The sequence below is a fragment of the Bacillus sp. FSL M7-0003 genome (assembly GCF_038628485.1).
In the GTDB taxonomy this organism is placed as follows: Bacteria; Bacillota; Bacilli; order Bacillales; family Bacillaceae; genus Bacillus; species Bacillus safensis.
Map to the genome: position 1 here is coordinate 1,311,890 of NZ_CP152024.1, position 23,785 is coordinate 1,335,674.

Sequence of the window (23,785 nt, forward strand, 5' to 3'; positions counted from 1 at the left end):
TCTTTTTTTGTCTTCAATTATTAAAATATTTTTTGGACTTGTCTCATAGAATGTGAAAAGAATTTGCTTTAGACAAGGGGAGGCTACATGAATCGATTTGTAAAAGGGGTCATTCTGCTATCTGTCGCAGCTTTTATTGCGGAGTGTATAGAGTTTTTAGTCAATATGATTTTAGCGAGAGAGCTTGGAGAACATGGAATGGGTTTGTATATGAGTATCCTTCCAATCATCATGCTTGTCCTAGTGATCGCCAGCTTAGAGCTGCCAGTCTCCATTTCTAAATTCATTGCAGAATCACATGAGCGTCTCCACAAAAGTATGCTCCGTCATGCCTTTAAAATGACACTTGTGGTGACAAGTACAACAACAGCTATAGCAGCCATTGTACTGCCTTTCATTCCAGTGTTTCAGTCGTATCATCCGCTGATGAAGGGCCTAGTGCTGTCACTTATCCCGATTATTGCGTTTACCTCCATTGCCCGCGGCTATTTTATGGGAAAGCAGCAAATGGGCAGAATTGCTTTAGCCAATATGCTGAAGAAAACGATCCAGCTTATCTGCTTGTTTTTGTTTTTTCATTGGTATTCGTTTGATATTGAAACAGCAGTACTCATCGCCATTGGTGTCATTGTTGCGAGTGATCTTGTTGTCTTTATTTATTTATACTCCCAATACGTCATGGCAAAAAATGCTGTGAATGTCAGGTCTGTTGAATTAAGAGGAAGTGATGTGCGAAAGCGCCTATTAGCCGTTTCCATTCCGACAACGGGCATGCGCATCTTTCATGCGATTGCCAATGCGGTTGAACCATTTTTAATCAAAGGAGCGCTCGTGGCAGCAGGCATTTCTGGAACACTTGCTGTTGATCATTACGGCATGCTGGCTGGTGTCGCAATGTCGATCGGTTTTTTCCCGGCGTTTATCGCTCATTCCATCATGATTGTGATGATTCCGAGTGTCTCTGAAGCCTATGCTTTAGGCCAGTATGATCTTGTGAAAAAACGTGTTAGACAGGCGATTCTCATAACGTTTGGATATGGGGTGCCGGCAGTGATGGTGATGTATTATTTTGCTTACCCGCTCACACAGCTTTTTTTTGATTCACCGCAAGCTGCTGTCTATTTACAGCTGCTTTGGCCATACTTTTTATGCCATCTGTTTGTGATGCCTTTTCAAGCATGTTTAATCGGAATGGGGCTCATCAAAGATGTGTTCCTACATAATATATGGGTGCATGTCGTCTCTTTTTCTATGGTGTATTTCCTTGGTTCAATTGAAAGCTTGAATATGATGGGGGTCATTTTAGGGATGAACACAGGCATGCTGCTGTTGACTGCGCTGCATTATGCGACGATTTGTAAGGAGCTCGGCGTTTCAATGTTCCTTACATTGAAAAAAGCTTGAATGTCATCATCATCGAGCGGGCAAGCTATAAGAAAACTGGGAAGGAAGATCCTGATGAATCGTAAAAATCTACCCGCCAGTCTTCTGATGATGAGCGTGCTTCTATTTCTCATGAGCGCAGCAGCAGAAGCAAAAGAGCCTGTGATGGCGCCAAGGATAGAGGCGCCGACATTAAATGGTGACATGCAGATGGTTCCCGCAAAAGGAAAAAAGACCATTTTGCATTTTTGGACAACATGGTGCCCGTCCTGCAAAATGGAGCTGCCTGAATTTGAACAGATTGTGAAAGAAAATCAGAGTGATGTTGACATATTGACCGTGAATTTACTAGGTGCTGAACAAAGTAAACATGCTGTTGCCCAATTTGTGAAAGACAGAAGGTTTACATTCCCGATCATCCTAGATGAACACGGAGAAATGATGAAGAAATATCAAATCATCACCATCCCAACTACCTTTTTGATTAACGAAAAAGGAGAAGTGGTGAAAAATCATGTAGGTCCACTGACGAAAAAACAAATCAAAGAGTGGACAAATTCGTAGAACAAATCCTTTTTGTGAAAGAACCAATTCTGTTGGTTCTTTTTTGTGTTCGTTTGCTTTTCATCTGAATACACTGTGCTCAGAAGAAGACGGAACGATCTATATCAATAATGATAATTATTATCAAAAAGAAATTATAATAATTATTAATTGAAAATTGATCAGAACCTGTTATAATGAGTTACAGACCAATAAAAAGCTTGAAATAGCAGAAAATATAGATGGAAAAAGAAACGGGCAACGATTGATAATGTGAAAACGATTATCAATTAGAGAGGAGAAAACAATCATGAATGAGAATGCAGCACTTTACCAAACGACAAATCAAAAGGAATCGAAATGGTCCTTACATAAATGGGCACAGCACGGAGAATTAATTGCAGCAGGTATCTCGGGGATTCTCATTTTAATTGGATGGATTCTAAAGGATCAGAGCATGTGGAGCATTCCTCTTTTCATCCTAGCATTTGTTATTGGAGGTTTTGCAAAGGCGAAGGAAGGAATTGAAGAAACGATTTCGTCGAAGACCTTGAATGTGGAACTTTTAATGATTTTCGCAGCAATAGGCTCAGCTTTAATCGGCTATTGGGCAGAAGGCGCTATCTTAATTTTTATTTTCTCACTGAGTGGTGCGCTTGAAACGTATACGTCAAATAAAAGCAAGAAAGATTTAACAGCATTAATGAGCATTGCACCAGATGAAGCAACTTTAATTGAAGAAGACGGTACGACCATTCAAATCGCCGCTTCTTCATTAACACCAGGTGACCGGATTATGGTCAAAGCTGGGGAACGCATTGCAGCAGATGGTGTCATTTTAAGCGGGAGAACAAGTGTGGATGAATCTGCCCTCACAGGCGAATCTATTCCACAGGAAAAAGGGCAGGGGGAAGACGTATTTGCAGGAACAGTGAATTTAAATGGTTCCTTAACAGTGGAAGTCACGAAACATAATGAAGAAACGTTATTCCATAAAATTATTAAACTTGTCGAATCCGCTCAAGAAAGTGTTTCGCCAAGCCAGGCATTTATCGAAAAATTCGAGGGGGCCTATGTAAAAGGTGTGCTGATCACCGTTGCGGTATTAATGGTTCTGCCTCATTTTGTACTCGGCTGGAGTATGAGTGAAACCTTCTATCGGGCAATGGTGTTTATGGTCGTTGCTTCACCTTGTGCTCTTGTTGCATCCATTATGCCAGCCGCACTGTCACTGATCTCAAATGGCGCAAGAAATGGGATGCTTGTCAAAGGAAGCGTCTTTTTAGAAAAACTAGGCACAAGCAGTATGATTGCTTTTGATAAAACGGGGACGATTACAAGCGGGAAGCCAGCCGTAGAACAAGTTGTCATGACGAAAGGGCAGGATGAATCTGCTTTTTACCAGGCACTCTATCAAATTGAGAGTCAATCAAACCACCCATTAGCGAAAGCAATTTCTGATATGGCAAAAGAGCACCAAACAGAAAGAACAGTCCATGTCACCATTGAAGAAACCTCTGGATTTGGTGTGAAAGCACAATTAAATGGAGAAACGTGGCGGATTGGGAAGAAAGACTTTGCGGGTAAGGCGTCAATCGACCGCGAGATTGAAGAGACAGGTGATGACCTTTCCGCGCAAGGATACACAGTGGTCTACGTTCAAAAGGATGAAAAAGTTGTTGGCTGTCTTGGCCTTAAGGATCAAATCAGACCTGAAGCCAAAAAAATGATTCAAGAACTAAATGATTTAGGCATCCAGACTGTCATGCTGACAGGAGATCAGCAAAAAACGGCTGAAGCGATTGCGCAGGAAGCCGGCATCCAAACCGTAGTGGCTGAATGTCTTCCAGATGAAAAGGTACATGAGGTCAATCAATTAAAAAAACAAGGTAATTCAATCATCATGGTAGGAGACGGAATCAATGATGCACCAGCGCTTGCCACAGCAGATGTTGGGGTTGCGATGGGCGGAGGCACAGATGTTGCCTTAGAAACAGCGGATCTCATCTTAATGAAGAACAATTTAAATAACCTAACAAAGATGATCCGTCTTTCAAGAAAAATGAATCGAATCATTAAGCAAAACATTATTTTCTCATTAACGGTGATCTGTCTGTTAATTTGTGCGAATTTCTTACAAGTGCTTGATTTGCCTTTTGGCGTCATCGGGCATGAAGGAAGTACGATTTTGGTCATTTTAAATGGTCTGCGTCTGCTTCGTGCATCTTAAATCAATCATCAGGGCGCACTGGATTCATGCCAGTGCGCTTTTGTGCGAAATAAAGCAAAAACTGATACAATAGACCAGTAGTAAAACGTGTGAGGAGGATCATGATGAACCGAATGAAGAGCTTGTCTTCTTGGCTTAAGAAAGAAGACATTCAAGGTGCATTTATACATACAAAGGAAAATGTGTTTTATCTATCTGGATACTTCACAGAGCCGCATGAAAGAGTGATGGGGCTGTTTGTGTTCCAAGAGGCAGAACCATTTTTTATTTTGCCTAAAATGGAAGTTGAGCAGGCAAAAAATGCAGGATGGTCCGGCGATATTATTGGATATGAAGATCATGAGAATCCATTTGATTTCATTCAATCAGCGATAGAAAAACGAGGCATTCAAACGGCGCGTCTTGCGATTGAAAAAGAATCGATTCCACTTCAAAGAGCAGAACAGCTCCAAGCTGTTACCGGGGCAGAAACGTTCGTCCGGGCTGAAGATGCGCTCAATCAGCTTAGACTGATTAAAGATGAATCTGAAATTGCTACACTGAAAAAAGCGGCTCAATTGGCAGATGAAGGTGTAAAAATTGGGGTTAACGCCTTAAAAGAAGGAATTACAGAAACAGAAGTGCTCGCTGTCATAGAATATGAACTAAAGAAAAAAGGCATTCAAGGTATGTCCTTTTCAACTATGGTTCTCTTTGGTGAAAAATCAGGCGAGCCTCATGGAAATCCGGGACAGGCAGCCTTAAAAAAAGGTGATTTTGTGTTATTTGACCTTGGCGTCATTGTCGATGGATATTGCTCAGATATCACAAGAACATTTATCTATCAGGAAGCTTCTGAAAAGCAAAAGGACATCTATCAAACCGTCTTAAATGCAGAAATGGCAGCACTTGAAATGAGTAAGCCCGGCGTGAGAATCGGTGATCTTGATTTAAAAGCCCGCGGGCTGATCACAGAAGCGGGATATGGTGAATATTTCCCTCATCGCCTTGGACATGGGTTAGGGGTTTCTGTTCATGAGTTTCCTTCTATGAGTCAGGCAAATGACGACCTTCTGCAAGAAGGTATGGTGTATACGATTGAACCAGGAATTTATGTCCCAGGAGTCGGCGGCGTAAGAATTGAAGATGATGTTCTCATTACGGCAGATGGTCCAGTCACCTTAACCAATTATCCGAAAGAGCTGACGATCATCAAGTAATGAAAAAAATCACGATGAACGTCCAGGTCTTGGAAGTGTCATCGTGATTTTTTATCACTCTTCTCGATCCTTATCAACAAAAAAATCATCAATTGATTGAAACGGTTTGATTTTATGTTCTTTTCCTAAAGGATGTAATGCAAAACGAGCAGAAAACAAAACAGTCATACATAATATAATCCATATGATGAAACCCATCTTGAATTCCCCTTTCCATCCAGTGATTTGTTCAGCTCACATACATCTTAAAGTATGAAACGCTTACCATATCAAGAGAAAGTAGGAGAAAAAATGGCAAACATAAGGGAGATTGCGAAAAGAGCGGGCGTATCTGTGACAACCGTATCACGTGTGTTGAATGAGCATCCTTATGTTAAAGAAGAAAAAAGAGAACGTGTTCTACAAGCGATGAAAGAGCTCAAGTATACAAGAAACATCCAGGCGGTCCATTTAGCGAAGGGCTATTCGAATATGCTTGGCATCGTCCTTCCAAACATTGAACACTCTTATTTCAGCGCACTCGTCACAGGTATTGCAGAAAAAGCACAGGCGCGCGGCATGCATTTTGCTTTATTTCAAACAGGATATGACCCATTAAAAGAAAAAGAAGCGTTAATGAGTTTAAAAGAGCGCCGTGTAGATGGTTTAATATTTTGTTCAAATGCGTTAAGTGATGGTCACATTTTAAAGTGGCAGGAATCAGGGCCGATTATATTTTGTCATCCTGCACCGCACGATCAATGCTCAACCGTGTCGATTGCGCATGATCAAGCATTTAAGGAAGGCCTGCATCATTTGGCGGCATGCGGCCATCAACGAATTGCGATCGTTCTCGCCAGAACAGAAGGAGCGAATAGCGAGTCGCGACTTCAGGCTTATCAAGACATGATGCAATCGCTCGGGCAGACCATTGATGAGAAGTGGATCATCGAAGGGAAGTTATCCCTGCTTGATGGGAAGCAATTATTTGCAGAATGGCAGGAAATGAAAAATCGTCCTACAGCTTTATTTATTACAAATGACGAAGTCTCTGCCGGCTTTTTATTAGAGGCGCAGCGTCATGACATAAAAGTAGGAGAATCACCAGCCATACTCAGCTTTCAAAATAACCAATTGAGTGAGGCTTTGGGGATTTCCAGCATTCATATTCCCCTCAAACAAATGGGACAGGAAGCGTTTGACTTGTTTGACCGGGCATTAAAGGGAGAGAAATCAGAAAAAAGAATGCTGCCATTTCGCCTGATTGAGCGAACAACAACCGTTTTGAAAAACAATCGTTGACGCACGTTTCATCTGTTTTGTACGATAAGAGGGATTGAATAAGAAGGAGGTGGGGATGTTCATGGAATCCTTCACCGTTGATAAAGCGTTAAATAATAATGTCATCATCGCAAGACACCCTTCTTTGGGCGAAGTGGTTCTGATTGGGAAAGGGATCGGCTTCGGTAAAAAATCGGGGGATCTTCTCGATCAAGACGTGTTTGAAAAAATGTTTGTGTTAAAAAACACGAAGGAACAAACAGAATATAAACAACTGCTTCATCATATTGATGAGAACATGATCGAGCTTGCCAATGACGTCATTTATCATATACGAGAAAAAATGGGACAACGATTGAATGAGCATATACATGTTGCACTGACCGACCATATTGCGTTTAGTTTTAAGCGGGTGCAGCAAGGCTATGATATCACGAACCCTTTTATGCTTGAGACGCAATCGCTTTACCCGAAAGAATACGAGGTTGCAAAGGAAGTTGTTGAACTGATTAACGAGCGGCCAGATGTCGAAACGAAGCTGCCAGAAGGAGAAATTGGCTTTATAGCGCTCCATATCCATTCAGCTTTGACGAATAGGCCATTATCTGAAGTGAACCGTCATTCGCAGCTCATTACACAAATGGTCCAAGTCATTGAAGATTCATTTCATATGAAAGTAGACAGAGAAAGTATTCATTATTTACGCTTATTACGCCATATTACGTTTTCAATTGAGCGTATTAAACGGGGAGAATCATTAGAGGAGCCAGAAAAATTGCTTCATCTATTGAAAAATGAATATCCTTTATGCTACAATACTGCTTGGAAAATGATCAAAATTTTGCAGCATGCATTGAAAAAGCCTGTACAGGATGCTGAGGCTGTCTACCTGACACTTCATCTGTACAGATTGACAAATAAAATTTCATAGTTTCCTTGAAACGTGTAACTGATTCGATCAGGCATGAGTGACTTAAGGTAAATACAGGATAAGATCCTGTTATTTGCGCAACCTTAGATCACCATGCCTTTTTTTGCGTTTGAAAGTGAAATGTAAACGGTTAATTATGAAATGTACGTCAGGGAGCATCCCAAATGTATGTTGTAAGCGAAAACAAAAGGAGGTTCAACCAGTGTTTAAATCACTTTTTGGTGTGTTGCAAAAAATTGGACGAGCACTCATGCTTCCAGTTGCGATCCTTCCTGCTGCTGGTATTTTACTGGCACTTGGGAATGCGATGCAAAATCCGCAGCTGATTGATGTAGCTCAATTTTTAAGCAATGATACAATTCAGCTTGTTGCAAGTGTCATGGAGAATGCGGGGAACATCGTCTTCTCGAATCTTCCGCTATTATTTGCTGTAGGGGTTGCCATCGGTCTTGCCAATGGAGACGGAGTGGCAGGGATTGCCGCTATCATCGGTTACCTTGTCATGAACGTCACGATGAGTGCCGTATTAATGGCTAACGGATCCATTCCATCTGATTCACTCAAACTGGCTAAGTTCTTCAAGGAAAGCCATCCAGCATATATTAATATGCTCGGCATACCGACCTTGTCTACCGGCGTTTTTGGCGGGATTATCGTCGGGGTATTAGCAGCTTATATGTATAATAAATTTTACAAAATTGAGCTCCCGCAATATCTTGGCTTCTTTGCTGGTAAGCGTTTTGTTCCAATCGTTACTTCTATTTCAGCACTTATTTTAGGGCTATTGATGCTAGTCATTTGGCCGCCAATCCAAGGTGCACTGAACTCATTTTCAACAGGACTGCTCGCAGCGAATGAGCCGCTGGCTGCCTTTGTATTCGGTGTCATTGAACGATCATTAATTCCGTTTGGTCTGCACCACATTTTCTACTCACCATTCTGGTATGAGTTCTTTAGCTACAAGAGCTTATCAGGAGAGCTTGTCCGTGGTGACCAGCGTATTTTCATGGCGCAAATCAAAGATGGTGTACAGCTGACAGCTGGTACATTCATGACAGGGAAATATCCGTTCATGATGTTCGGTCTTCCAGCAGCAGCACTTGCGATTTACCATGAAGCAAAACCAAAGAATAAAAAGCTAGTAGCAGGAATTATGGGATCAGCGGCCCTTACTTCTTTCCTTACAGGGATCACTGAACCGCTTGAATTCTCATTCTTGTTTGTTGCACCAGTATTATTTGCGATTCACTGTGTATTCGCTGGATTATCCTTTATGATAATGGATATTCTAAACGTGAAAATCGGGATGACCTTCTCAGGAGGGTTAATCGACTTCTTCCTATTTGGTATCCTGCCAAATAGAACCGCTTGGTGGCTCGTCATTCCAGTAGGTCTCGTACTTGCTGTCATTTACTACTTCGGATTTAGATTCGCTATTCGCAAATTTAATCTGAAAACACCAGGCCGCGAGGATGAAGCAGCAGATGGAGCAAGTGAGGCGAAGTCTGAAAAAGGTAATGACTTGCCTTATGAAATCCTTGAAGCAATGGGTGACCAAGAAAACATTAAGCACCTGGATGCTTGTATCACGCGTTTACGTGTCACTGTGAATGATCAGAAGAAAGTGGATAAAGACCGTTTGAAAAAGCTTGGCGCTTCTGGTGTTCTCGAAGTAGGGAACAACATTCAGGCCATTTTCGGCCCTCGCTCTGATAACTTAAAAACACAAATGCAGGACATCATTGCAGGCCGCACGCCTCGTCCAGCGAAAGACCCTTCTGCAAAAGAAGAAGTCAGCCAGCAGGTTGAAGAAGTTATTGCAAAACCGCTTCAAAATGAGCAAGGGGAAGAAATTTTTGCTTCACCAATTACAGGGGAGCTTCATCCAATTACAGATGTACCAGATCAAGTATTCTCAGGGAAAATGATGGGTGACGGTTTCGCCATCTTGCCAACAGATGGAACGGTTGTTTCACCGGTAAGAGGGAAGATCTTAAATGTGTTCCCGACGAAACACGCCATTGGCCTGCAGTCTGATGGTGGACTTGAAATTTTGATCCACTTCGGAATTGATACGGTCGGCCTCAAAGGAGAAGGGTTTGAAGCATTTGTACAAGAGGGAGATCAAGTAGAAATCGGTCAAAAACTTTTAGAGGTTGATATTGATAAAATTAAGTCTGAAGTACCATCTTTGATGACTCCAATTGTATTTACCAACTTAAGTGAAGGACAATTTATTGACCTTCAAGCATCCGGTGAAATCAAAGCTGGACAAGAAAACATCATGAAAATTTCAAAATAATTTTCATAACTGCCGTTCTTGTTAGATGACAAGCTCGGCAGTATGATATAATATTGTGGATGTATTAATTGTATAAAAAGGAGATTGATAAAAATGGCTCAACAAACATTCAAAGTAACTGCAGATTCTGGAATTCACGCACGTCCTGCAACAGTTCTTGTACAAACTGCTAGTAAATATGATGCTGATATCAACTTAGAATATAATGGTAAAACAGTGAACCTGAAATCTATTATGGGTGTAATGTCTCTAGGAATTGCGAAAGGTGCTACAATCACAATCTCTGCTTCTGGTTCTGATGAAAATGATGCACTTGCTGCGCTTAAAGACACAATGAAAAGTGAAGGCCTAGGCGAGTAATGCAACAACTGAAAGGAATCGGTGCTTCAGCAGGCGTTGCGATTGCAAAAGCGTATCGTCTGGAAGAACCAGATTTAACAGTTCACCAAAAAGACATCAATGATCCAGAGACAGAAGTGAAGCGTTTTGAAGAAGCAATTCATGTTTCTAAACAAGAACTTGAAGCAATTAAAGAGCATGCGCTAAAAGAGCTTGGCCAAGACAAAGCAGATATCTTTTCTGCCCACCTTCTTGTGTTAAGTGATCCTGAACTGCTAAACCCAGTAAAGGATAAAATCAAATCTGATAAAGTAAATGCTGAGTTTGCTTTAAAAGAAACAGCGACAATGTTTGTCACAATGTTCGAAGCAATGGACAATGAATACATGAAGGAACGTGCAGCGGATATTCGCGACGTAACGAAACGTGTGACTGGCCATTTGCTAGGCGTTGACATTCCAAACCCAAGCATGATTTCTGAAGAAGTCATCATCATTGCTGAAGATTTAACACCTTCTGATACTGCTCAGCTGAACAGACAATTTGTCAAAGGCTTTGCAACAGATATCGGCGGTCGTACTTCTCACTCAGCGATCATGGCAAGATCTATGGAGATTCCAGCAGTTGTTGGGACAAAAGAAGCAACAAAAACGGTGAAAAACGATGATCTGATCATTGTGGATGGTATTAGCGGCGACGTCATCATTCAGCCTTCTGAAGATGAAGTGAAAGCGTATCAAAAAAAGCATGAAGACTACTTAGCTCAAAAAGCGGAATGGGCGAAACTTGTTGACCAGCCAACGGTTACAAAAGACGGCGTTCACGTAGAGCTAGCTGCAAATATCGGAACACCTGAAGATGTAAAAGGTGTACTTGAAAATGGCGGCGAAGCAGTCGGATTGTACCGTACTGAATTTTTATACATGGGCAGAGACCAGCTTCCTACAGAAGAAGAGCAGTTTGATGCCTATAAAACAGTTTTAGAGAAGATGGAAGGGAAAGCAGTGGTTGTCCGCACACTAGATATTGGTGGCGATAAAGAACTTCCTTACTTGCAGCTTCCAAAAGAAATGAACCCGTTCCTTGGCTATAGAGCCATTCGCCTTTGCCTGGAAGAGCAGGAGATTTTCAGAACACAACTACGCGCCTTACTTCGTGCAAGTACATATGGAAACTTGAAAATCATGTTCCCTATGATCGCGACGTTATCAGAATTTAGAGAAGCAAAAGCCATTTTACTTGAAGAAAAAGAAGCATTGGTTGCCGCTGGTACAGACGTTTCTGATTCCATTGAAATCGGAATGATGGTAGAAATTCCATCAACAGCTGTCATCGCAGACCAATTTGCAAAAGAAGTAGATTTCTTCAGTATTGGAACGAATGATTTGATTCAATACACAATGGCTGCTGATCGAATGAACGAACGAGTGTCTTACCTTTATCAGCCTTACAACCCAGCGATTTTACGTCTTATTACGCTTGTGATCGAAGCAGCGCATAAAGAGGGTAAATGGGTCGGTATGTGCGGAGAGATGGCAGGAGATGAAATCGCAATCCCACTTCTACTTGGATTAGGATTAGATGAATTCTCAATGAGTGCAACATCCATTCTTCCAGCTAGAACGCAGCTAAGCAAGCTTTCTAAAGAAGAAGCTGCATCATTTAAAGAGCATATTTTATCACTTAGCACAACAGAAGAAGTGGTTGATTTCGTCAAGAAGACGTTTCAACAGAACTAAGTGAATGAAAACCAGACAGGTGAAACTGTCTGGTTTTTTTGTCGAATTTTATCATATTGAGTCATATTGGGCAGTGAGAAGGGCACCCTATAATTAAAAAATGGAGGTGACCAGATTGCCTTTCTCAGACTACAAACCGGGTGATCAAGTATATGTGATTTATCGAAATCCACATGCTGCAAACGTAGCACAAATTAAAGAAGCAGAAATTGTTTCACATCCATACAACGATGAAGAGCTTGCCCTCTTTTTACTTGAAACGTATCATCCACTAGCACCTGATGATGCTGTGTTTCCAACATATGAAGAAGCAGAAGCTCTTTATCAAAACTTGTTTGAATAAGGGAGATTTTAGAAAGGATAAAAGCCATCCTGTGCGGTTAAAGTAACGGTATGAAAACCTTAAAGGTAAGGATGTGCTTAATATGATCAAACCTTTCGTTCCCCAGCTTGTTTACATTGAACCCCGGGCGTTAGAGTACCCGTTAGGACGAGAGCTGAAGGAAAAGTTTGAGGGTATGGGAATCGAAATAAGAGAAACGACTTCACACAACCAGGTCAGAAATATTCCGGGAAAAAATGACTTGCAAAAGTATCGTAATGCGAAGTCAACGCTTGTCATTGGTGTGAGGAAGACATTAAAGTTTGACTCGTCTAAACCATCTGCAGAGTATGCGATCCCATTTGCAACAGGGTGTATGGGACATTGTCATTATTGCTATTTGCAAACAACAATGGGAAGTAAGCCGTACATTCGAACGTACGTCAATGTAGAAGAAATATTAGATCAGGCAGAGCAATACATGAACGAGCGGGCGCCGGATATCACGAGATTTGAAGCATCATGTACTTCAGACATCGTAGGAATTGACCATTTGACACATACACTCAAACGAGCGATTGAATACTTTGGGCAGACCGACTTAGGAAAGCTTCGCTTTGTCACGAAGTTCCATCATGTTGATCATCTGTTAGACGCAAAGCATAATGGCCGGACAAGATTCCGTTTTAGTATCAATGCCGATTATGTCATTAAATATTTTGAGCCCGGAACATCACCGCTAGATCAGCGGATTGAAGCGGCTGTTAAGGTCGCAAAGGCAGGCTATCCTCTAGGCTTTATTGTTGCTCCAATCTATATCCATGAAGGCTGGCAGGAAGGATATAAAGTTCTTTTTGAAAAGCTTGATGCAGCTCTTCCTGAAGATGTGAGAGACGATATCACCTTTGAGATGATTCAGCATCGCTTTACAAAACCAGCAAAGCGTGTGATTCAAAAAAACTACCCAAAATCAAAATTAGAGTTGGACGAAGAAAAAAGAAGATACAAGTGGGGAAGATACGGAATAGGAAAATATATCTATCAAAAAGATGAGGAACAAGAACTAAGAAAGACTTTAGAGTCATATATAGATCAGTACTTTCCTTCTGCAAAAATTGAATATTTTACTTAAAACAAGCCTATACGGCTTGTTTTTTCTATTTAAATTTTCTTACAACTATTGAATGCGGTATCATTTTGCCGATATATAAATTAAGGTGTGAAAGTAGATGTAGGGGTGATGAGATGTTTAAGAAACTTCAAGTGAGAATAGCTGTTTTCATCTCAGTTATTTTAATTTTAACCGTCGTGGCCGTTCAAGTGGGTTCTAACATAGTATTAACACCACTTATTGAACGAGATGCAAAAACCACCACAGCAGCAACGGCAGAGAGCATGAGAGACATCATTGCACAAAAGCTTGATAATTACAGTGATACAATTAATAAACTGGCAACTAGTACACTTACTGAAGATTTTGCCCAAAAACAAACAAAACAAACATTAGTCTTCGAAAACGATGAACTAAAAGGCTTGCAGGAGCAGGATGAACTTATTTCACTTGCCTATATTGGAACAAGTGACGGCAAAATGTTCGCCTTCCCAGAGTCCGATTTTGGTGAAGGGTATGACCCATCTAAACGAGATTGGTTTATCCAATCAGCTGAAAAGCCTGACGAAGTCATTTGGACTGATCCATATATCGATAAAGCAACAAATGAAATGGTCGTCTCAGCCACAAAGGCGATTGTCAGAAACGGAAAGGTCGTTGGGGTCGCTGGACTTGATTTGAAATTATCCTCCATTCAATCTTATATAAAGGAACAAAAGATTCCTTATATGGGTACCGCTTTCTTAGTTGACGGCAAAGGAACCATTTTAGCACATCCAACAGAGCAAGGAAAAAACATATCAAAAGTAGCTTCTGTGAAAAAAGCGATCGACAATTCAGGTATTGATGACAGAAAAGAACTGACGGTCATATCTAAAATCAAAGAAGCTGATTGGACGATTGGTGTCAGCTTTGAGAAAAAGAAACTGCTTTGGATCACAGAACAAATGAATCAGACAAGCATCATTATTTCCGTCATTGCCATTATTCTTGCGATGATCCTCAGCTTCTTATTGGCAAGAAGCATTACAACGCCAATCAAGCGTCTAATAGAGCATGTGCGTAAGGTGTCAGAAGGCGATTTAACAAGTACGCTTGCAGTGAAATCCCAAGATGAAATTGGTTCCCTCACGAAAAGCATTAATCAAATGACCGAGGATATCAGGGAGTTAATTGAAAAAGTGAAAGGGGCTTCAGATCAAGTTGTGAAATCAGCGGATGAAGTGACCCACATTTCAAATGAGACTTTGCTGTCTAGCGAACAGATTGCAACGGCCATTCAAGAGGTGGCAACAGGAGCGACTAAGCAGGCATCAGATGCAGAAACGATTAATGAAAAATCAGAGTATTTGTATGAGAAAGTGCGCCATATGGGTGAGCTCGCTTCACAAATGCAAACCAACTCAAAATCATCTGAAGATGCAAGCTATAAAGGGCTTGACGCACTTGGTGTGCTCGTCCAAAAATCAGCACAAGCAAACGAAGAATCGAAAAAGGTAGAGCAAATGCTGCTAGACCTTGAGCATAAAACGAAAAATATTGAAAATGTCGTGACCGCCATCTCTGAAATCTCGGATCAAACGAATTTACTTGCACTGAATGCAAGCATTGAAGCAGCGAGAGCAGGAGAAAGCGGGCGAGGATTTGCTGTAGTTGCAGAAGAAGTGAGAAAGCTTGCTGAACAATCTGCGCAGTCAACAAAACACATTAGTGAAACCGTCAAACTCATTCAAGATGAATCGAAGAAGGCGGCTGAAGCGATGACAACAGCAAGTAAAATGAATGAGGAACAAGGTGCCGCCATCAATGCAACCGGTGAGGCACTTAGCAGTATCACAATGGAAATGCAGGCACTTGTCGGTTCAATCGACAGCATTCATACACAGATTAATGAAATGACAGAAGAGCAGCAGAAGATGAGTGACTCCATTCAAAGTATTGCTGCCATTTCAGAAGAATCTGCTGCCTCAGCTGAGGAAGTGCATGCGTCTACAGATGAACAAGTTCAAGTGTTAGAAAGAACGAAAACCTCAACTGAAATGCTGAACGAATCAAGCCAGGCACTGCGTCAGGCGGTTGACCGATTTAAGGTGTAATGAGCGGAAAGGAACCTTGTGATGTGAGCAAGGTTCTTTTTGTATGATAAAATAAACTAGAGGAGGTGTTGACATGGATGTCAATCTAACTGGAAAAAAAGCATTGGTAGCTGCAAGCAGTCAAGGTATCGGAAAATCGATTGCCTTTGCTCTAGCAAAAGAGGGAGCAGATGTGATGCTCTCGGGAAGACATGAACAGAAGCTGAAAGAAACAGTCAAGGAGCTGTCTCCGCTTGTCAAAGGACAGCTGACTTATCAAGTATGTGATGTATCTGACGCCGGGCAAATCAAGGCGCTTGTTCAAGCGGCGGCTGGTGATGAGAAGTGTCTAGACATTCTTGTGAACAATACAGGCGGGCCTAAAACAGGAACGCTCGACACCTTAACAGATGAAGATTGGATCGAATCATTTCAGCTTCATTTACTCAGCTATATTCGATTATTAAAAGAGGCATTGCCTTATTTGAAAAAACGCGGCGCACGTGTGTTAAATATTGCGTCAATGTCAGTGAAAGAACCGATCCCGGGCTTGATGCTGTCGAATACATTTAGACCGGCCATAGCCGGCTGGACAAAAACAGCCGCTCTGGAGTTTGCAAAGGATGGTATTTTGATCAATACGTTAGCACCGGGAAAAATTGAAACAGACCGTGTGAAACAGCTGGAAAAGCACCGCGCACAAAGAGAGAATCGAACGGTTGAAGAAATCAAAGCACAGGCTGAACAAGCGATCCCGCTTGGCCGTTACGGCCAGCCAGAGGAATTTGCAGCATATGCAGTGTTTCTTTTATCAGAAGCCAATACATATATGACAGGTCAAACACTGATCATTGATGGTGGATTGACAAAGTCTCTTTAAGGAGGAACAAGTGATGGCACAAATCAAAACAGTTGGTTTTATAGGAATCGGTGTAATGGGTCGCAGTATGGCAGGACATTTAATGGATGCAGGCTATGAAGTGATCGTTTATACAAGAACGAAAGCAAAAGCAGACGCATTGATTCAAAAAGGCGCATCATGGAAGCCGGCAGTAAAGGAGATTGCAGAAAGTGCAGATGCCGTCATTACAATGGTGGGATATCCATCTGATGTAGAAGAGATCTATTTAGGAGAAGATGGGCTTGTGGCACATGCTGCGCCAGGTACATATCTCATTGATATGACAACATCGAAGCCTCAGCTTGCAAAAGAAATTGAGTTGAAAGCGAAGGAAAGAGGTATATTTACATTAGATGCACCTGTATCAGGCGGAGACATAGGAGCCCAAAATGGCACGCTGGCCATTATGATCGGCGGAGAAAGGTCAGCCTATGAAGCCTGTCTGCCGCTATTTGAGCAAATGGGTGAAAACATTCAATATCAAGGACCGGCAGGAAGCGGTCAGCATACAAAAATGTGTAACCAAATTGCCATTGCAGCGGGAATGGTCGGTGTCGCAGAGGCAATGGCCTATGCCGAAAAATCAGGGCTTGATCCAGAGCAGGTGCTCAAAAGCATCACAACAGGTGCAGCCGGCAGCTGGTCTTTGTCAAACCTTGCACCAAGAATGCTGAAAGGCGATTTCGAGCCAGGGTTTTATGTGAAGCATTTTATCAAAGATATGGGCATTGCACTTGAAGAAGCAGAGCTGATGGGGGAAGAAATGCCAGGGCTCTCACTTGCGAAGTCCCTTTATGAAAAGCTGAGCGAACAGGGCGAAGAAAACAGCGGGACCCAGAGCATCTATAAATTATGGGTTAAATAGTTTGCAGTATCCTCAAAACAAACTAAAAACCTGCCCCAAATAGGGACAGGTTTTCTTGATATTATTTTCCGATGAATTGCTGCGTCCAGTAGTTGCCAGATTTCACATAACCAACACCGATATGTGTGTAGCTTTTGTTTAAAATGTTCGCTCTGTGGCCTTCACTGTTCATCCATGCTGTCACAACTTCTTGAGGAGATTTTTGACCTTGGGCAATGTTTTCACCTGCTGATTTGTAAGTGATACCGAATTGCTTCATTTGATCAAATGGAGATCCATAAGTTGGGCTTGTATGAGAGAAATAGTTTTTATCTTTCATATCTTGAGATTTTGCGCGAGCAGATTTGCTTAATTTAGAATCAACAGAAAGGGCCTTTAAGCCTTGTTTTGCACGCTCTTTATTTGTAAGCTCAACCACTTCTTTTTCAAATGCATTTAAGCTGCTGTCTGCTTTTGATGCCGTTGTGTCTTTTTGGTCAGCTTTTGTGTTGCTGTTGTTGTTTGTATTTTCTTTTGCTGGAGTGCTTGGTTTAGAAGCAGTTGGTTTTTTCACTGATTCTTGTTTTTGTTCTTGTTTTGCTTTGTTTACTTCTTTTACTACTTTTGTTCCTGTAACAGGTTGACCGCTTTTGATCAGTTTGTTTAATAGAGCTTCGATCTCTTTTTGATTCGACTTGCTTAGCTTGTTTACATCTGAAGAGATATGTAATTTTGCTGCTAGTGTATGAAGATCAATGGCTTGATGCTGTACATTTATTACTTGTTTCAGGTTAAGCTCCTTCGCATCAGCTGAATGTCCTCCAGTGAACGTGATGAGTGCAGCAGCTGTCAGCGCTGAAAAAAAGAATGATTTCTTCTTCATATTGTAACTCCTCCTAAAATCTTTGTTTTGTTTTCTCACAAAAAATCATAACATGGACTTTTTGTTATAAACGTACCAGCATCCTCCATTGACAATGCAAGTTTGTCATTTTTGTTAAAGTCATCGTAAGAGCCGCTTCATATCAAAGGATAGGGAATTCTTCCATTTAAAGAAAACGACATAAACATACCAATATTTTAAAGTGTTAGTATATTTTTTTGCAGATTAGGGATTGACAGCTTTTTTTCACTCGTTTCGCTGTAACAACTATTACAAAAGTGTTACAATAATGAGTGGTAATTGTAAAAGATTGAAAAGGATGAGAGGAGCTACATAAGTGGGAGAGAAACAGCATCAAGGTGCTGCCGAGCAAAAAAAAATCAAGCGCCGGAACGCCTGGAGAATTAATCTCTTTTTCTTCGCTGTATTTAGTTTATTTGCTGGACTTGTGATCAAGCTGGGTGTGCTGCAAATCGTCAATGGTGAAGATTATAAAAAGCAAGCCAACCGAACAGAGGTCAAAACAGCATCATACCCGTCTCCAAGAGGAAAAATGTATGACGCGAGAGGAAGAGTCGTCGTTGATAACGAAAGTGTACCTGCCATCGTTTATACATCAGAAAGCGGTGTGAAAGCGAAGGATAAGATTAAGGTAGCAAGAAAACTTGCGACTTATATAAAAATGGATACTGATTTTTTGAGAGAGCGTGACATTCGAGATTTTTGGCTGGCGAGCCATCCGAAAGAAGCGGATAAACTCATTTCAAAAGCGGAGAAAAAAGATATCGATGCAAAGGATGTCTATCCGCTTCAAGTAGAGCGTGTCCCAAAGAAAGAAGTCAAAGCGATCGAAAAGGATGCAGAGGAAAAAGCTGTTGCAGCGATCTACCGTAGATTTACAGGCGGATATGCCTTTGAGCCCCAAATCGTGAAGGCAATGAACCCAAACGAAGAGAAAAAAGGGGACGAAAAAGTGGCTTTACTCGATGAAACGAAAGAATCAAAACAAACTTCATCCGTAAGCCTGACATATGAAGAAATTTCACTTGTCTCAGAGCATCTTGATGAACTGCCTGGTGTGAACGTCATCAACGACTGGACAAGAAAATATCCGTATGAAAAGACCCTTTATAATGTACTTGGCGGTGTGACTACACCAGAGCAAGGAATCATTAAAGAGCGTGAAGATTACTATATGGCAAGAGGCTACTCGCGAAATGACCGGGTAGGGAAGAGCTATTTAGAATATCAATACGAGGATTTTCTAAACCCAGAGAAAGCGACCGTTCAATATACACAGGTTGGCGGGAAGCTGCTCGATGAAATCAAGCGGACAGAAGGACGAAGAGGACTTGATCTTGCGCTGACATTTGATATGGAGCTGCAAAAGGAAGTCGACAAAATCGTTGAATCAGAGCTTAGATCTGCCAGCGCGAGAAACTATATGATGGATCGTGCCTTTGTCGTCATGATGGACCCTCACACAGGGGATGTTCTCGCGATGTCAGGCAAGAAAATGGACGGCAGAGACGTCACAGATTATGCAATCGGAACATTTACGACCCAGTACGAAATGGGCTCTGTTGTCAAAGGAGCCACTGTCCTCTCTGGTTATCAAGACGGAATGTCACACAACCAAGCCTATATGGATACACCGCTCTACTTTGCAGGAAGTAATGGAAAACCGAAGCGGTCTTACAAAGATCTTGGATGGGTTAACGACATTCAAGCACTCCAAAAAAGTTCCAACGTCTACATGTTCCAAGTAGCGATGAGAATGGCGGGCATCACCTATCAAAAGGATGGTCCGTTACCGGCAAGGCCTGAGCACTTACAAAAAATGAGAAACTACTATGCGCAATTCGGTCTTGGCGTGAAAACGGGGATCGATCTGCCGCAGGAATCAAGCGGGATGCAGACGCATCCTAAGACGGTCGGCGGACTCTTGCTTGATGAAGCAATTGGTCAGTACGACACGTATACACCGCTTCAAGTGGCGCAATACATGTCAACGATCGCCAATGGAGGCAGCCGTATTCAGCCAAGAGTAGTGAAAAGTGTTCATCTTCCAACGAAGAAGGATGAAGTAGGCCCAGTCGTAAAAAAATATGAGCCGAAGGTGCTGAATACGATTAACAACTCGAAAGCAGATATTGACCGCGTAAAAACGGGACTGAAAATGGTCACATCAACAGGCGGAACTGCTGCTGGCCGGTTTGGTCAGCATGATGTCGCGGGAAAAACAGGTACAGCGCAAACGTTCTACTATGGTGCCAACCGCAGCTGGTGGGGAAATTCAACGTACAACTTAACCTTTGGAGGATATTATCCTTCTTCTAATCCAAAGGTGGCGTTTAGTGTCGTGACACCTTATGTCTCAGATAAGGATCCTGTTATTAAAAACATCCCAAGTAAAATTGTGGATAAGTACGTTGAATTACAAAAGAAATATGAAAAACAATAAACCGCAGGGAGCACAGCAGCAGAAAGTGCTCCCTTTTTGCTGAAAATATGGACGTTTCCCTCGATGACAGAAGGAAAATACGGGTTTTCTAGCGAATCTTTTTTATACATCAATCTAAGGACAACCCTAAAAAATGAAAAGGAGGGTCGGACGACGATGGAACAACAAATGAAAGATTCGAATCAATTGTATTCGAACATCGATTTACATGCCGTTCTTTCTTCTAATGGCCGCTTTCTCTACATTTCTTCCAACTGTAAGCAGCTTTTGCTCTATGAACAAAAGGATTTACTAGGGTGTTTTTTGAAAGACTTTGTTCATACCGAAGATCAATTTCTCGTCGAAAGTTATTTTTACAATCAGCACATGCTAGAGGTTTGCCACTTTAGACTGCTAAGAAGTGATCTGACAGCTGTATGGATCGAAGCAAGCATTGATTTTGTTGCTTGTGATGGGTTAGACAACGAAGTAAGTAGAGAAATGATCCTGAAAATGAGGGTGCTGGATACTGAGCCCCAAAAAGCAGCATTTCAAACAACATCAAACGTAGCAGAACAGTCGTTAGGCAGTCTGCCGGCTTTCCAAAATGTCGGTGAAGCTGAACAATTGATTGCCATGCTGCCAAATCCGTTATGTATTACGATTTTAGGGAAAATTGTGTATGCGAATGATGCGATGCTGCAATTAATGGGGGTAAGTGCAAGAGATGACATGATCGGCAAGTCCGCGTTTGATTTTATTGCTGAAGAGTACCATGATATTGTCAGAAGCCGAATAACAAGGCTGCAGCAAGGCCTTCCAGTCGGAATGATTGAACAGATATGGAAGCGTCAAGATGGGAGTAGTATTCATATTGAGGTAAAGTCATCACCGACGATTTATCAAAATCAGCGGGCAGAGCTTTTACTGCTCGTGGACATCTCATCCCGTAAAAAGTTTCAAACCGTTCTTCAAAAAAGCCGGGAGAGGTATCAGCTGCTCATTCAAAATTCCATTGATACGATTGCGGTCATCCATGATCACAAATGGGTGTTTATGAATGAATCTGGCATTAAATTATTTGAAGCCGAGCATTACGATAAATTAATAGGAAAGGATATCTTTCATCAAATTCATTCCTGTGATCAGCAAAAGGTCAAAAAGAGTTTATCACGTATTATTGAAAGAGCATCAGATTCTGAGATTGTCACAATGAGCTGTCATACGTTTAAACATAAGCTGATTTATACAGAAATGGTCTGTATCCCAACTACATTTTTTGGAGAAACAGCGGTTCAAATTATTTTAAGAGATATCTCCGAACGTAAGCAGACAGAAGAGCTCATGCTCCGCTCTGAAAAATTATCGATTGCAGGCCAATTGGCGGCTGGCATTGCACATGAAATCAGAAACCCATTGACCGCCATCAAAGGCTTTTTACAGCTCATTAAACCGAAAACAAAAGATCGCGATCAATACTTCGAGATTGTTTTCTCTGAGCTGAGCCGAATAGAAATTATCTTGAGTGAGCTGCTAATGCTGGCGAAACCGCAGCAAACGTCCTCAATGCAGACGCTGGATTTGAAAAAAATCATCAGCGAAGTCACAGCCTTGTTAGAAACACAAGCGAACTTAAATGGCATTTTAATGAACACAAGTGAGATAGAGGAGGGTCTCCTGATGAACGGGGATCAAAATCAGCTCAAGCAAGTGTTTATCAATTTAATCAAAAATGCCGTAGAATCCATGCCGGACGGAGGAAAGGTAGACATCACAGCCAAATCAGAAGGTGATGGAATACTTGTCACGATTCGTGATGAAGGGATCGGCATTCCTGAATCGGTGATGAAGCGGATTGGAGAGCCCTTTTTAACCACAAAGGAAAAAGGAACAGGACTTGGCCTCATGGTCACATTTAATATTTTAGAAAATCATAACGGGACGATCCGTGTGGATAGTCAGCCTGAAAAGGGCACTGTATTTCACATCATGTTTCCTGCAAAATAAAAACAACGGCAAGAGAGCCGTTGTTTCAATCTAGCGAATGAATAGAACGTTTTTCGAGTACAAATTGTTCTAGCCGGTCAAGTCCTTCTTTCAGCGTTTCAAGTGAATAAGCGTAAGACAGGCGCACATACCCTTCGCCAAGTGGAGAGAAAGCAGAGCCTGGTACGACCGCAAGTCTTGTACTTTCTAACAGCTCCATGCAAAAATCAAAGGAACTCATCCCAAACGATTCAATGGATGGAAAAATATAAAAAGCGCCAGAAGGTTTAATCACCGGAAGCCCCATAGAAATGAGCCGATCATATACATAATCGAGTCTTTTCTTATATTGCTCTCTCATGATCAGTGCATCATCCACACCATTTGTCACAGCTTCAAGTGCCGCCTTTTGTGAGACAGCCGAGGCACAAGACACGTTATATTGATGTACTTTTAATACATGTTTAGCAATTGGAGCTGAAGCAAATAAAAATCCAATTCTCCATCCAGTCATGCTATGAGATTTAGACAGTCCATTGATGACAATGGTCTGTTCTTTTAAGAAAGAGGCAATTGAATGATGCGGCCTGTCAAATGTCAGCTCGCTGTAGATTTCATCGGATAAAATAAAGATGTCTTTTCCTTCAAGGAGCTGGGCAATTTCTTTCAATTCTTCTTCTGAAAGCGTGACACCAGTCGGGTTTGAAGGGTAAGGAAGAACCACACACTTTGTCTTTTCCGTTAGCGCATCCTCAATCAGCTTGGCATTCAATTTAAAGCCGGCATTCGTTGTGTCAATATGTACGGGCATGGCACCGCACATTCGAATGATCGGTTCATATCCGGGGTATACAGGTCCAGGTAAAATGACCTCATCGCCTTCTGTTAAAATGGTTCGAAACGCAGCATCAATTGCTTGACTTGCACCTGTCGTCACAATGATTTCTGACTCTGCATCATAATCAAGATTCACTTTCTTCTTGATATAATGCTGGATCGCTTGTCTTAGCTCTAGGAAACCAGCATTGTGAGTGTATGAGGTGAAATTCTCGTCAATGGCTGCTTTGGCAGCTGTTTTGACATGATGCGGCGTATAAAAATCGGGCTGGCCTATCGTCAATGAAACGACATCTTCATATGACGATACGAGATTTGAAAATGTTCGAATGCCTGAAATTTCAATATCCTTTACTCTTGGATTCAGCAAATGCTCCATTTCTCATCACCTTAAAAATTTATGTTTTTATCCTATTTTACCATTCACTGCATAAATGTCACCTGCGAAAGGCACTGG

Annotated in this window: 19 protein-coding genes; 16 read left to right on the forward strand and 3 right to left on the reverse strand. The window is 41.6% G+C overall.

What is annotated here, in order from left to right; genetic code table 11:
* The first annotated feature begins 87 nt into the window (after window positions 1–87).
* From MHI23_RS06660 to MHI23_RS06675, 4 genes are all read left to right on the forward strand, one after another.
* On the forward strand, window positions 88–1,404 hold the full coding sequence (locus tag MHI23_RS06660; protein ID WP_024424690.1) for a polysaccharide biosynthesis protein: 1,317 nt from the start codon (window positions 88–90) through the stop codon (window positions 1,402–1,404).
* A gap of 54 nt (window positions 1,405–1,458) precedes the next feature.
* Window positions 1,459–1,947: an endospore biogenesis thiol-disulfide oxidoreductase StoA gene (gene stoA / locus MHI23_RS06665; protein WP_041116461.1), complete on the forward strand. Its 489-nt coding sequence runs from the start codon at window positions 1,459–1,461 to the stop codon at window positions 1,945–1,947.
* Window positions 1,948–2,236: 289 nt separating this feature from the next.
* A complete protein-coding gene (locus MHI23_RS06670; RefSeq protein WP_342492389.1) occupies window positions 2,237–4,156 on the forward strand; it encodes a heavy metal translocating P-type ATPase in 1,920 nt (639 codons plus the stop codon).
* Window positions 4,157–4,260: 104 nt separating this feature from the next.
* Window positions 4,261–5,355: a Xaa-Pro peptidase family protein gene (locus tag MHI23_RS06675; protein WP_034623347.1), complete on the forward strand. Its 1,095-nt coding sequence runs from the start codon at window positions 4,261–4,263 to the stop codon at window positions 5,353–5,355.
* A gap of 54 nt (window positions 5,356–5,409) precedes the next feature.
* Here MHI23_RS06675 and MHI23_RS06680 read toward each other — a convergent pair whose 3' ends face one another.
* Window positions 5,410–5,553, reverse strand: a complete 144-nt coding sequence (locus tag MHI23_RS06680; RefSeq protein ID WP_162842493.1) for a hypothetical protein — start codon at window positions 5,551–5,553, stop codon at window positions 5,410–5,412.
* 93 nt (window positions 5,554–5,646) lie between these two features.
* On the opposite strand from MHI23_RS06680, the gene MHI23_RS06685 reads away from it, so the two are divergent.
* The 10 genes from MHI23_RS06685 (at window position 5,647) to MHI23_RS06730 (ending at window position 17,200) form a co-directional block, all read left to right on the forward strand.
* A complete protein-coding gene (locus MHI23_RS06685; RefSeq protein WP_034623345.1) occupies window positions 5,647–6,636 on the forward strand; it encodes a LacI family DNA-binding transcriptional regulator in 990 nt (329 codons plus the stop codon).
* Between the two features lie 55 nt (window positions 6,637–6,691).
* The gene (locus MHI23_RS06690; RefSeq protein WP_024424695.1) at window positions 6,692–7,546 is read left to right on the forward strand and encodes a transcription antiterminator; all 855 of its coding nucleotides are present in this window, start codon (window positions 6,692–6,694) and stop codon (window positions 7,544–7,546) included.
* A gap of 202 nt (window positions 7,547–7,748) precedes the next feature.
* Window positions 7,749–9,848, forward strand: a complete 2,100-nt coding sequence (gene ptsG, locus MHI23_RS06695; protein WP_024426846.1) for a glucose-specific PTS transporter subunit IIBC — start codon at window positions 7,749–7,751, stop codon at window positions 9,846–9,848.
* Between the two features lie 93 nt (window positions 9,849–9,941).
* Window positions 9,942–10,208: a phosphocarrier protein HPr gene (locus tag MHI23_RS06700; protein WP_003211078.1), complete on the forward strand. Its 267-nt coding sequence runs from the start codon at window positions 9,942–9,944 to the stop codon at window positions 10,206–10,208.
* The gene (ptsP, locus tag MHI23_RS06705; RefSeq protein WP_024426847.1) at window positions 10,208–11,926 is read left to right on the forward strand and encodes a phosphoenolpyruvate--protein phosphotransferase; all 1,719 of its coding nucleotides are present in this window, start codon (window positions 10,208–10,210) and stop codon (window positions 11,924–11,926) included. Before MHI23_RS06700 ends, ptsP begins: the two co-directional genes overlap by 1 nt.
* A gap of 100 nt (window positions 11,927–12,026) precedes the next feature.
* Complete coding sequence (locus MHI23_RS06710; protein WP_051683472.1) at window positions 12,027–12,269, forward strand: transcriptional regulator SplA domain-containing protein; 243 nt, start codon at window positions 12,027–12,029, stop codon at window positions 12,267–12,269.
* An 82-nt stretch (window positions 12,270–12,351) separates the two neighbouring features.
* Window positions 12,352–13,380 (forward strand): spore photoproduct lyase, encoded by a 1,029-nt coding sequence (gene splB, locus MHI23_RS06715; protein WP_024424698.1) that lies wholly within the window; start codon window positions 12,352–12,354, stop codon window positions 13,378–13,380.
* A gap of 113 nt (window positions 13,381–13,493) precedes the next feature.
* Window positions 13,494–15,455 (forward strand): methyl-accepting chemotaxis protein, encoded by a 1,962-nt coding sequence (locus MHI23_RS06720; RefSeq protein ID WP_342492390.1) that lies wholly within the window; start codon window positions 13,494–13,496, stop codon window positions 15,453–15,455.
* Between the two features lie 73 nt (window positions 15,456–15,528).
* Entirely contained in the window at window positions 15,529–16,314 is a 786-nt protein-coding gene (locus MHI23_RS06725) for an SDR family oxidoreductase (protein ID WP_224426309.1), read from the forward strand.
* 13 nt (window positions 16,315–16,327) lie between these two features.
* Complete coding sequence (locus MHI23_RS06730; protein ID WP_044331934.1) at window positions 16,328–17,200, forward strand: NAD(P)-dependent oxidoreductase; 873 nt, start codon at window positions 16,328–16,330, stop codon at window positions 17,198–17,200.
* Between the two features lie 61 nt (window positions 17,201–17,261).
* On the opposite strand, the gene MHI23_RS06735 is transcribed toward MHI23_RS06730, so the two are convergent.
* Window positions 17,262–18,062, reverse strand: coding sequence for a CAP domain-containing protein (locus tag MHI23_RS06735; RefSeq protein ID WP_041108781.1), 801 nt, complete (start codon window positions 18,060–18,062; stop codon window positions 17,262–17,264).
* Between the two features lie 337 nt (window positions 18,063–18,399).
* On the opposite strand from MHI23_RS06735, the gene MHI23_RS06740 reads away from it, so the two are divergent.
* Both MHI23_RS06740 and MHI23_RS06745 read left to right on the forward strand, forming a co-directional pair.
* Window positions 18,400–20,526: a penicillin-binding protein 2 gene (locus MHI23_RS06740; protein ID WP_218676922.1), complete on the forward strand. Its 2,127-nt coding sequence runs from the start codon at window positions 18,400–18,402 to the stop codon at window positions 20,524–20,526.
* A gap of 156 nt (window positions 20,527–20,682) precedes the next feature.
* On the forward strand, window positions 20,683–22,512 hold the full coding sequence (locus MHI23_RS06745; protein WP_342492391.1) for a PAS domain-containing protein: 1,830 nt from the start codon (window positions 20,683–20,685) through the stop codon (window positions 22,510–22,512).
* 25 nt (window positions 22,513–22,537) lie between these two features.
* Here MHI23_RS06745 and MHI23_RS06750 read toward each other — a convergent pair whose 3' ends face one another.
* Entirely contained in the window at window positions 22,538–23,707 is a 1,170-nt protein-coding gene (locus MHI23_RS06750) for an aminotransferase A (protein WP_024426854.1), read from the reverse strand.
* Between the last annotated feature and the right edge of the window lie 78 nt (window positions 23,708–23,785).

What these genes read in the sequence shown, in the direction of transcription:
- MHI23_RS06750 (WP_024426854.1), bottom strand. Translation starts at nt 23,707, where the DNA reads ATGGAGCATTTGCTGAATCCAAGAGTAAAGGATATTGAAATTTCAGGC.
- MHI23_RS06745 (WP_342492391.1), top strand. Translation starts at nt 20,683, where the DNA reads ATGGAACAACAAATGAAAGATTCGAATCAATTGTATTCGAACATCGAT.
- MHI23_RS06735 (WP_041108781.1), bottom strand. Translation starts at nt 18,062, where the DNA reads ATGAAGAAGAAATCATTCTTTTTTTCAGCGCTGACAGCTGCTGCACTC.
- MHI23_RS06700 (WP_003211078.1), top strand. Translation starts at nt 9,942, where the DNA reads ATGGCTCAACAAACATTCAAAGTAACTGCAGATTCTGGAATTCACGCA.
- MHI23_RS06680 (WP_162842493.1), bottom strand. Translation starts at nt 5,553, where the DNA reads ATGGGTTTCATCATATGGATTATATTATGTATGACTGTTTTGTTTTCT.
- MHI23_RS06675 (WP_034623347.1), top strand. Translation starts at nt 4,261, where the DNA reads ATGAACCGAATGAAGAGCTTGTCTTCTTGGCTTAAGAAAGAAGACATT.
- stoA (WP_041116461.1), top strand. Translation starts at nt 1,459, where the DNA reads ATGAATCGTAAAAATCTACCCGCCAGTCTTCTGATGATGAGCGTGCTT.
- splB (WP_024424698.1), top strand. Translation starts at nt 12,352, where the DNA reads ATGATCAAACCTTTCGTTCCCCAGCTTGTTTACATTGAACCCCGGGCG.
- MHI23_RS06730 (WP_044331934.1), top strand. Translation starts at nt 16,328, where the DNA reads ATGGCACAAATCAAAACAGTTGGTTTTATAGGAATCGGTGTAATGGGT.
- MHI23_RS06670 (WP_342492389.1), top strand. Translation starts at nt 2,237, where the DNA reads ATGAATGAGAATGCAGCACTTTACCAAACGACAAATCAAAAGGAATCG.
- MHI23_RS06720 (WP_342492390.1), top strand. Translation starts at nt 13,494, where the DNA reads ATGTTTAAGAAACTTCAAGTGAGAATAGCTGTTTTCATCTCAGTTATT.
- MHI23_RS06725 (WP_224426309.1), top strand. Translation starts at nt 15,529, where the DNA reads ATGGATGTCAATCTAACTGGAAAAAAAGCATTGGTAGCTGCAAGCAGT.
- MHI23_RS06710 (WP_051683472.1), top strand. Translation starts at nt 12,027, where the DNA reads ATGGAGGTGACCAGATTGCCTTTCTCAGACTACAAACCGGGTGATCAA.
- MHI23_RS06685 (WP_034623345.1), top strand. Translation starts at nt 5,647, where the DNA reads ATGGCAAACATAAGGGAGATTGCGAAAAGAGCGGGCGTATCTGTGACA.
- MHI23_RS06660 (WP_024424690.1), top strand. Translation starts at nt 88, where the DNA reads ATGAATCGATTTGTAAAAGGGGTCATTCTGCTATCTGTCGCAGCTTTT.
- MHI23_RS06690 (WP_024424695.1), top strand. Translation starts at nt 6,692, where the DNA reads ATGTTCATGGAATCCTTCACCGTTGATAAAGCGTTAAATAATAATGTC.
- ptsP (WP_024426847.1), top strand. Translation starts at nt 10,208, where the DNA reads ATGCAACAACTGAAAGGAATCGGTGCTTCAGCAGGCGTTGCGATTGCA.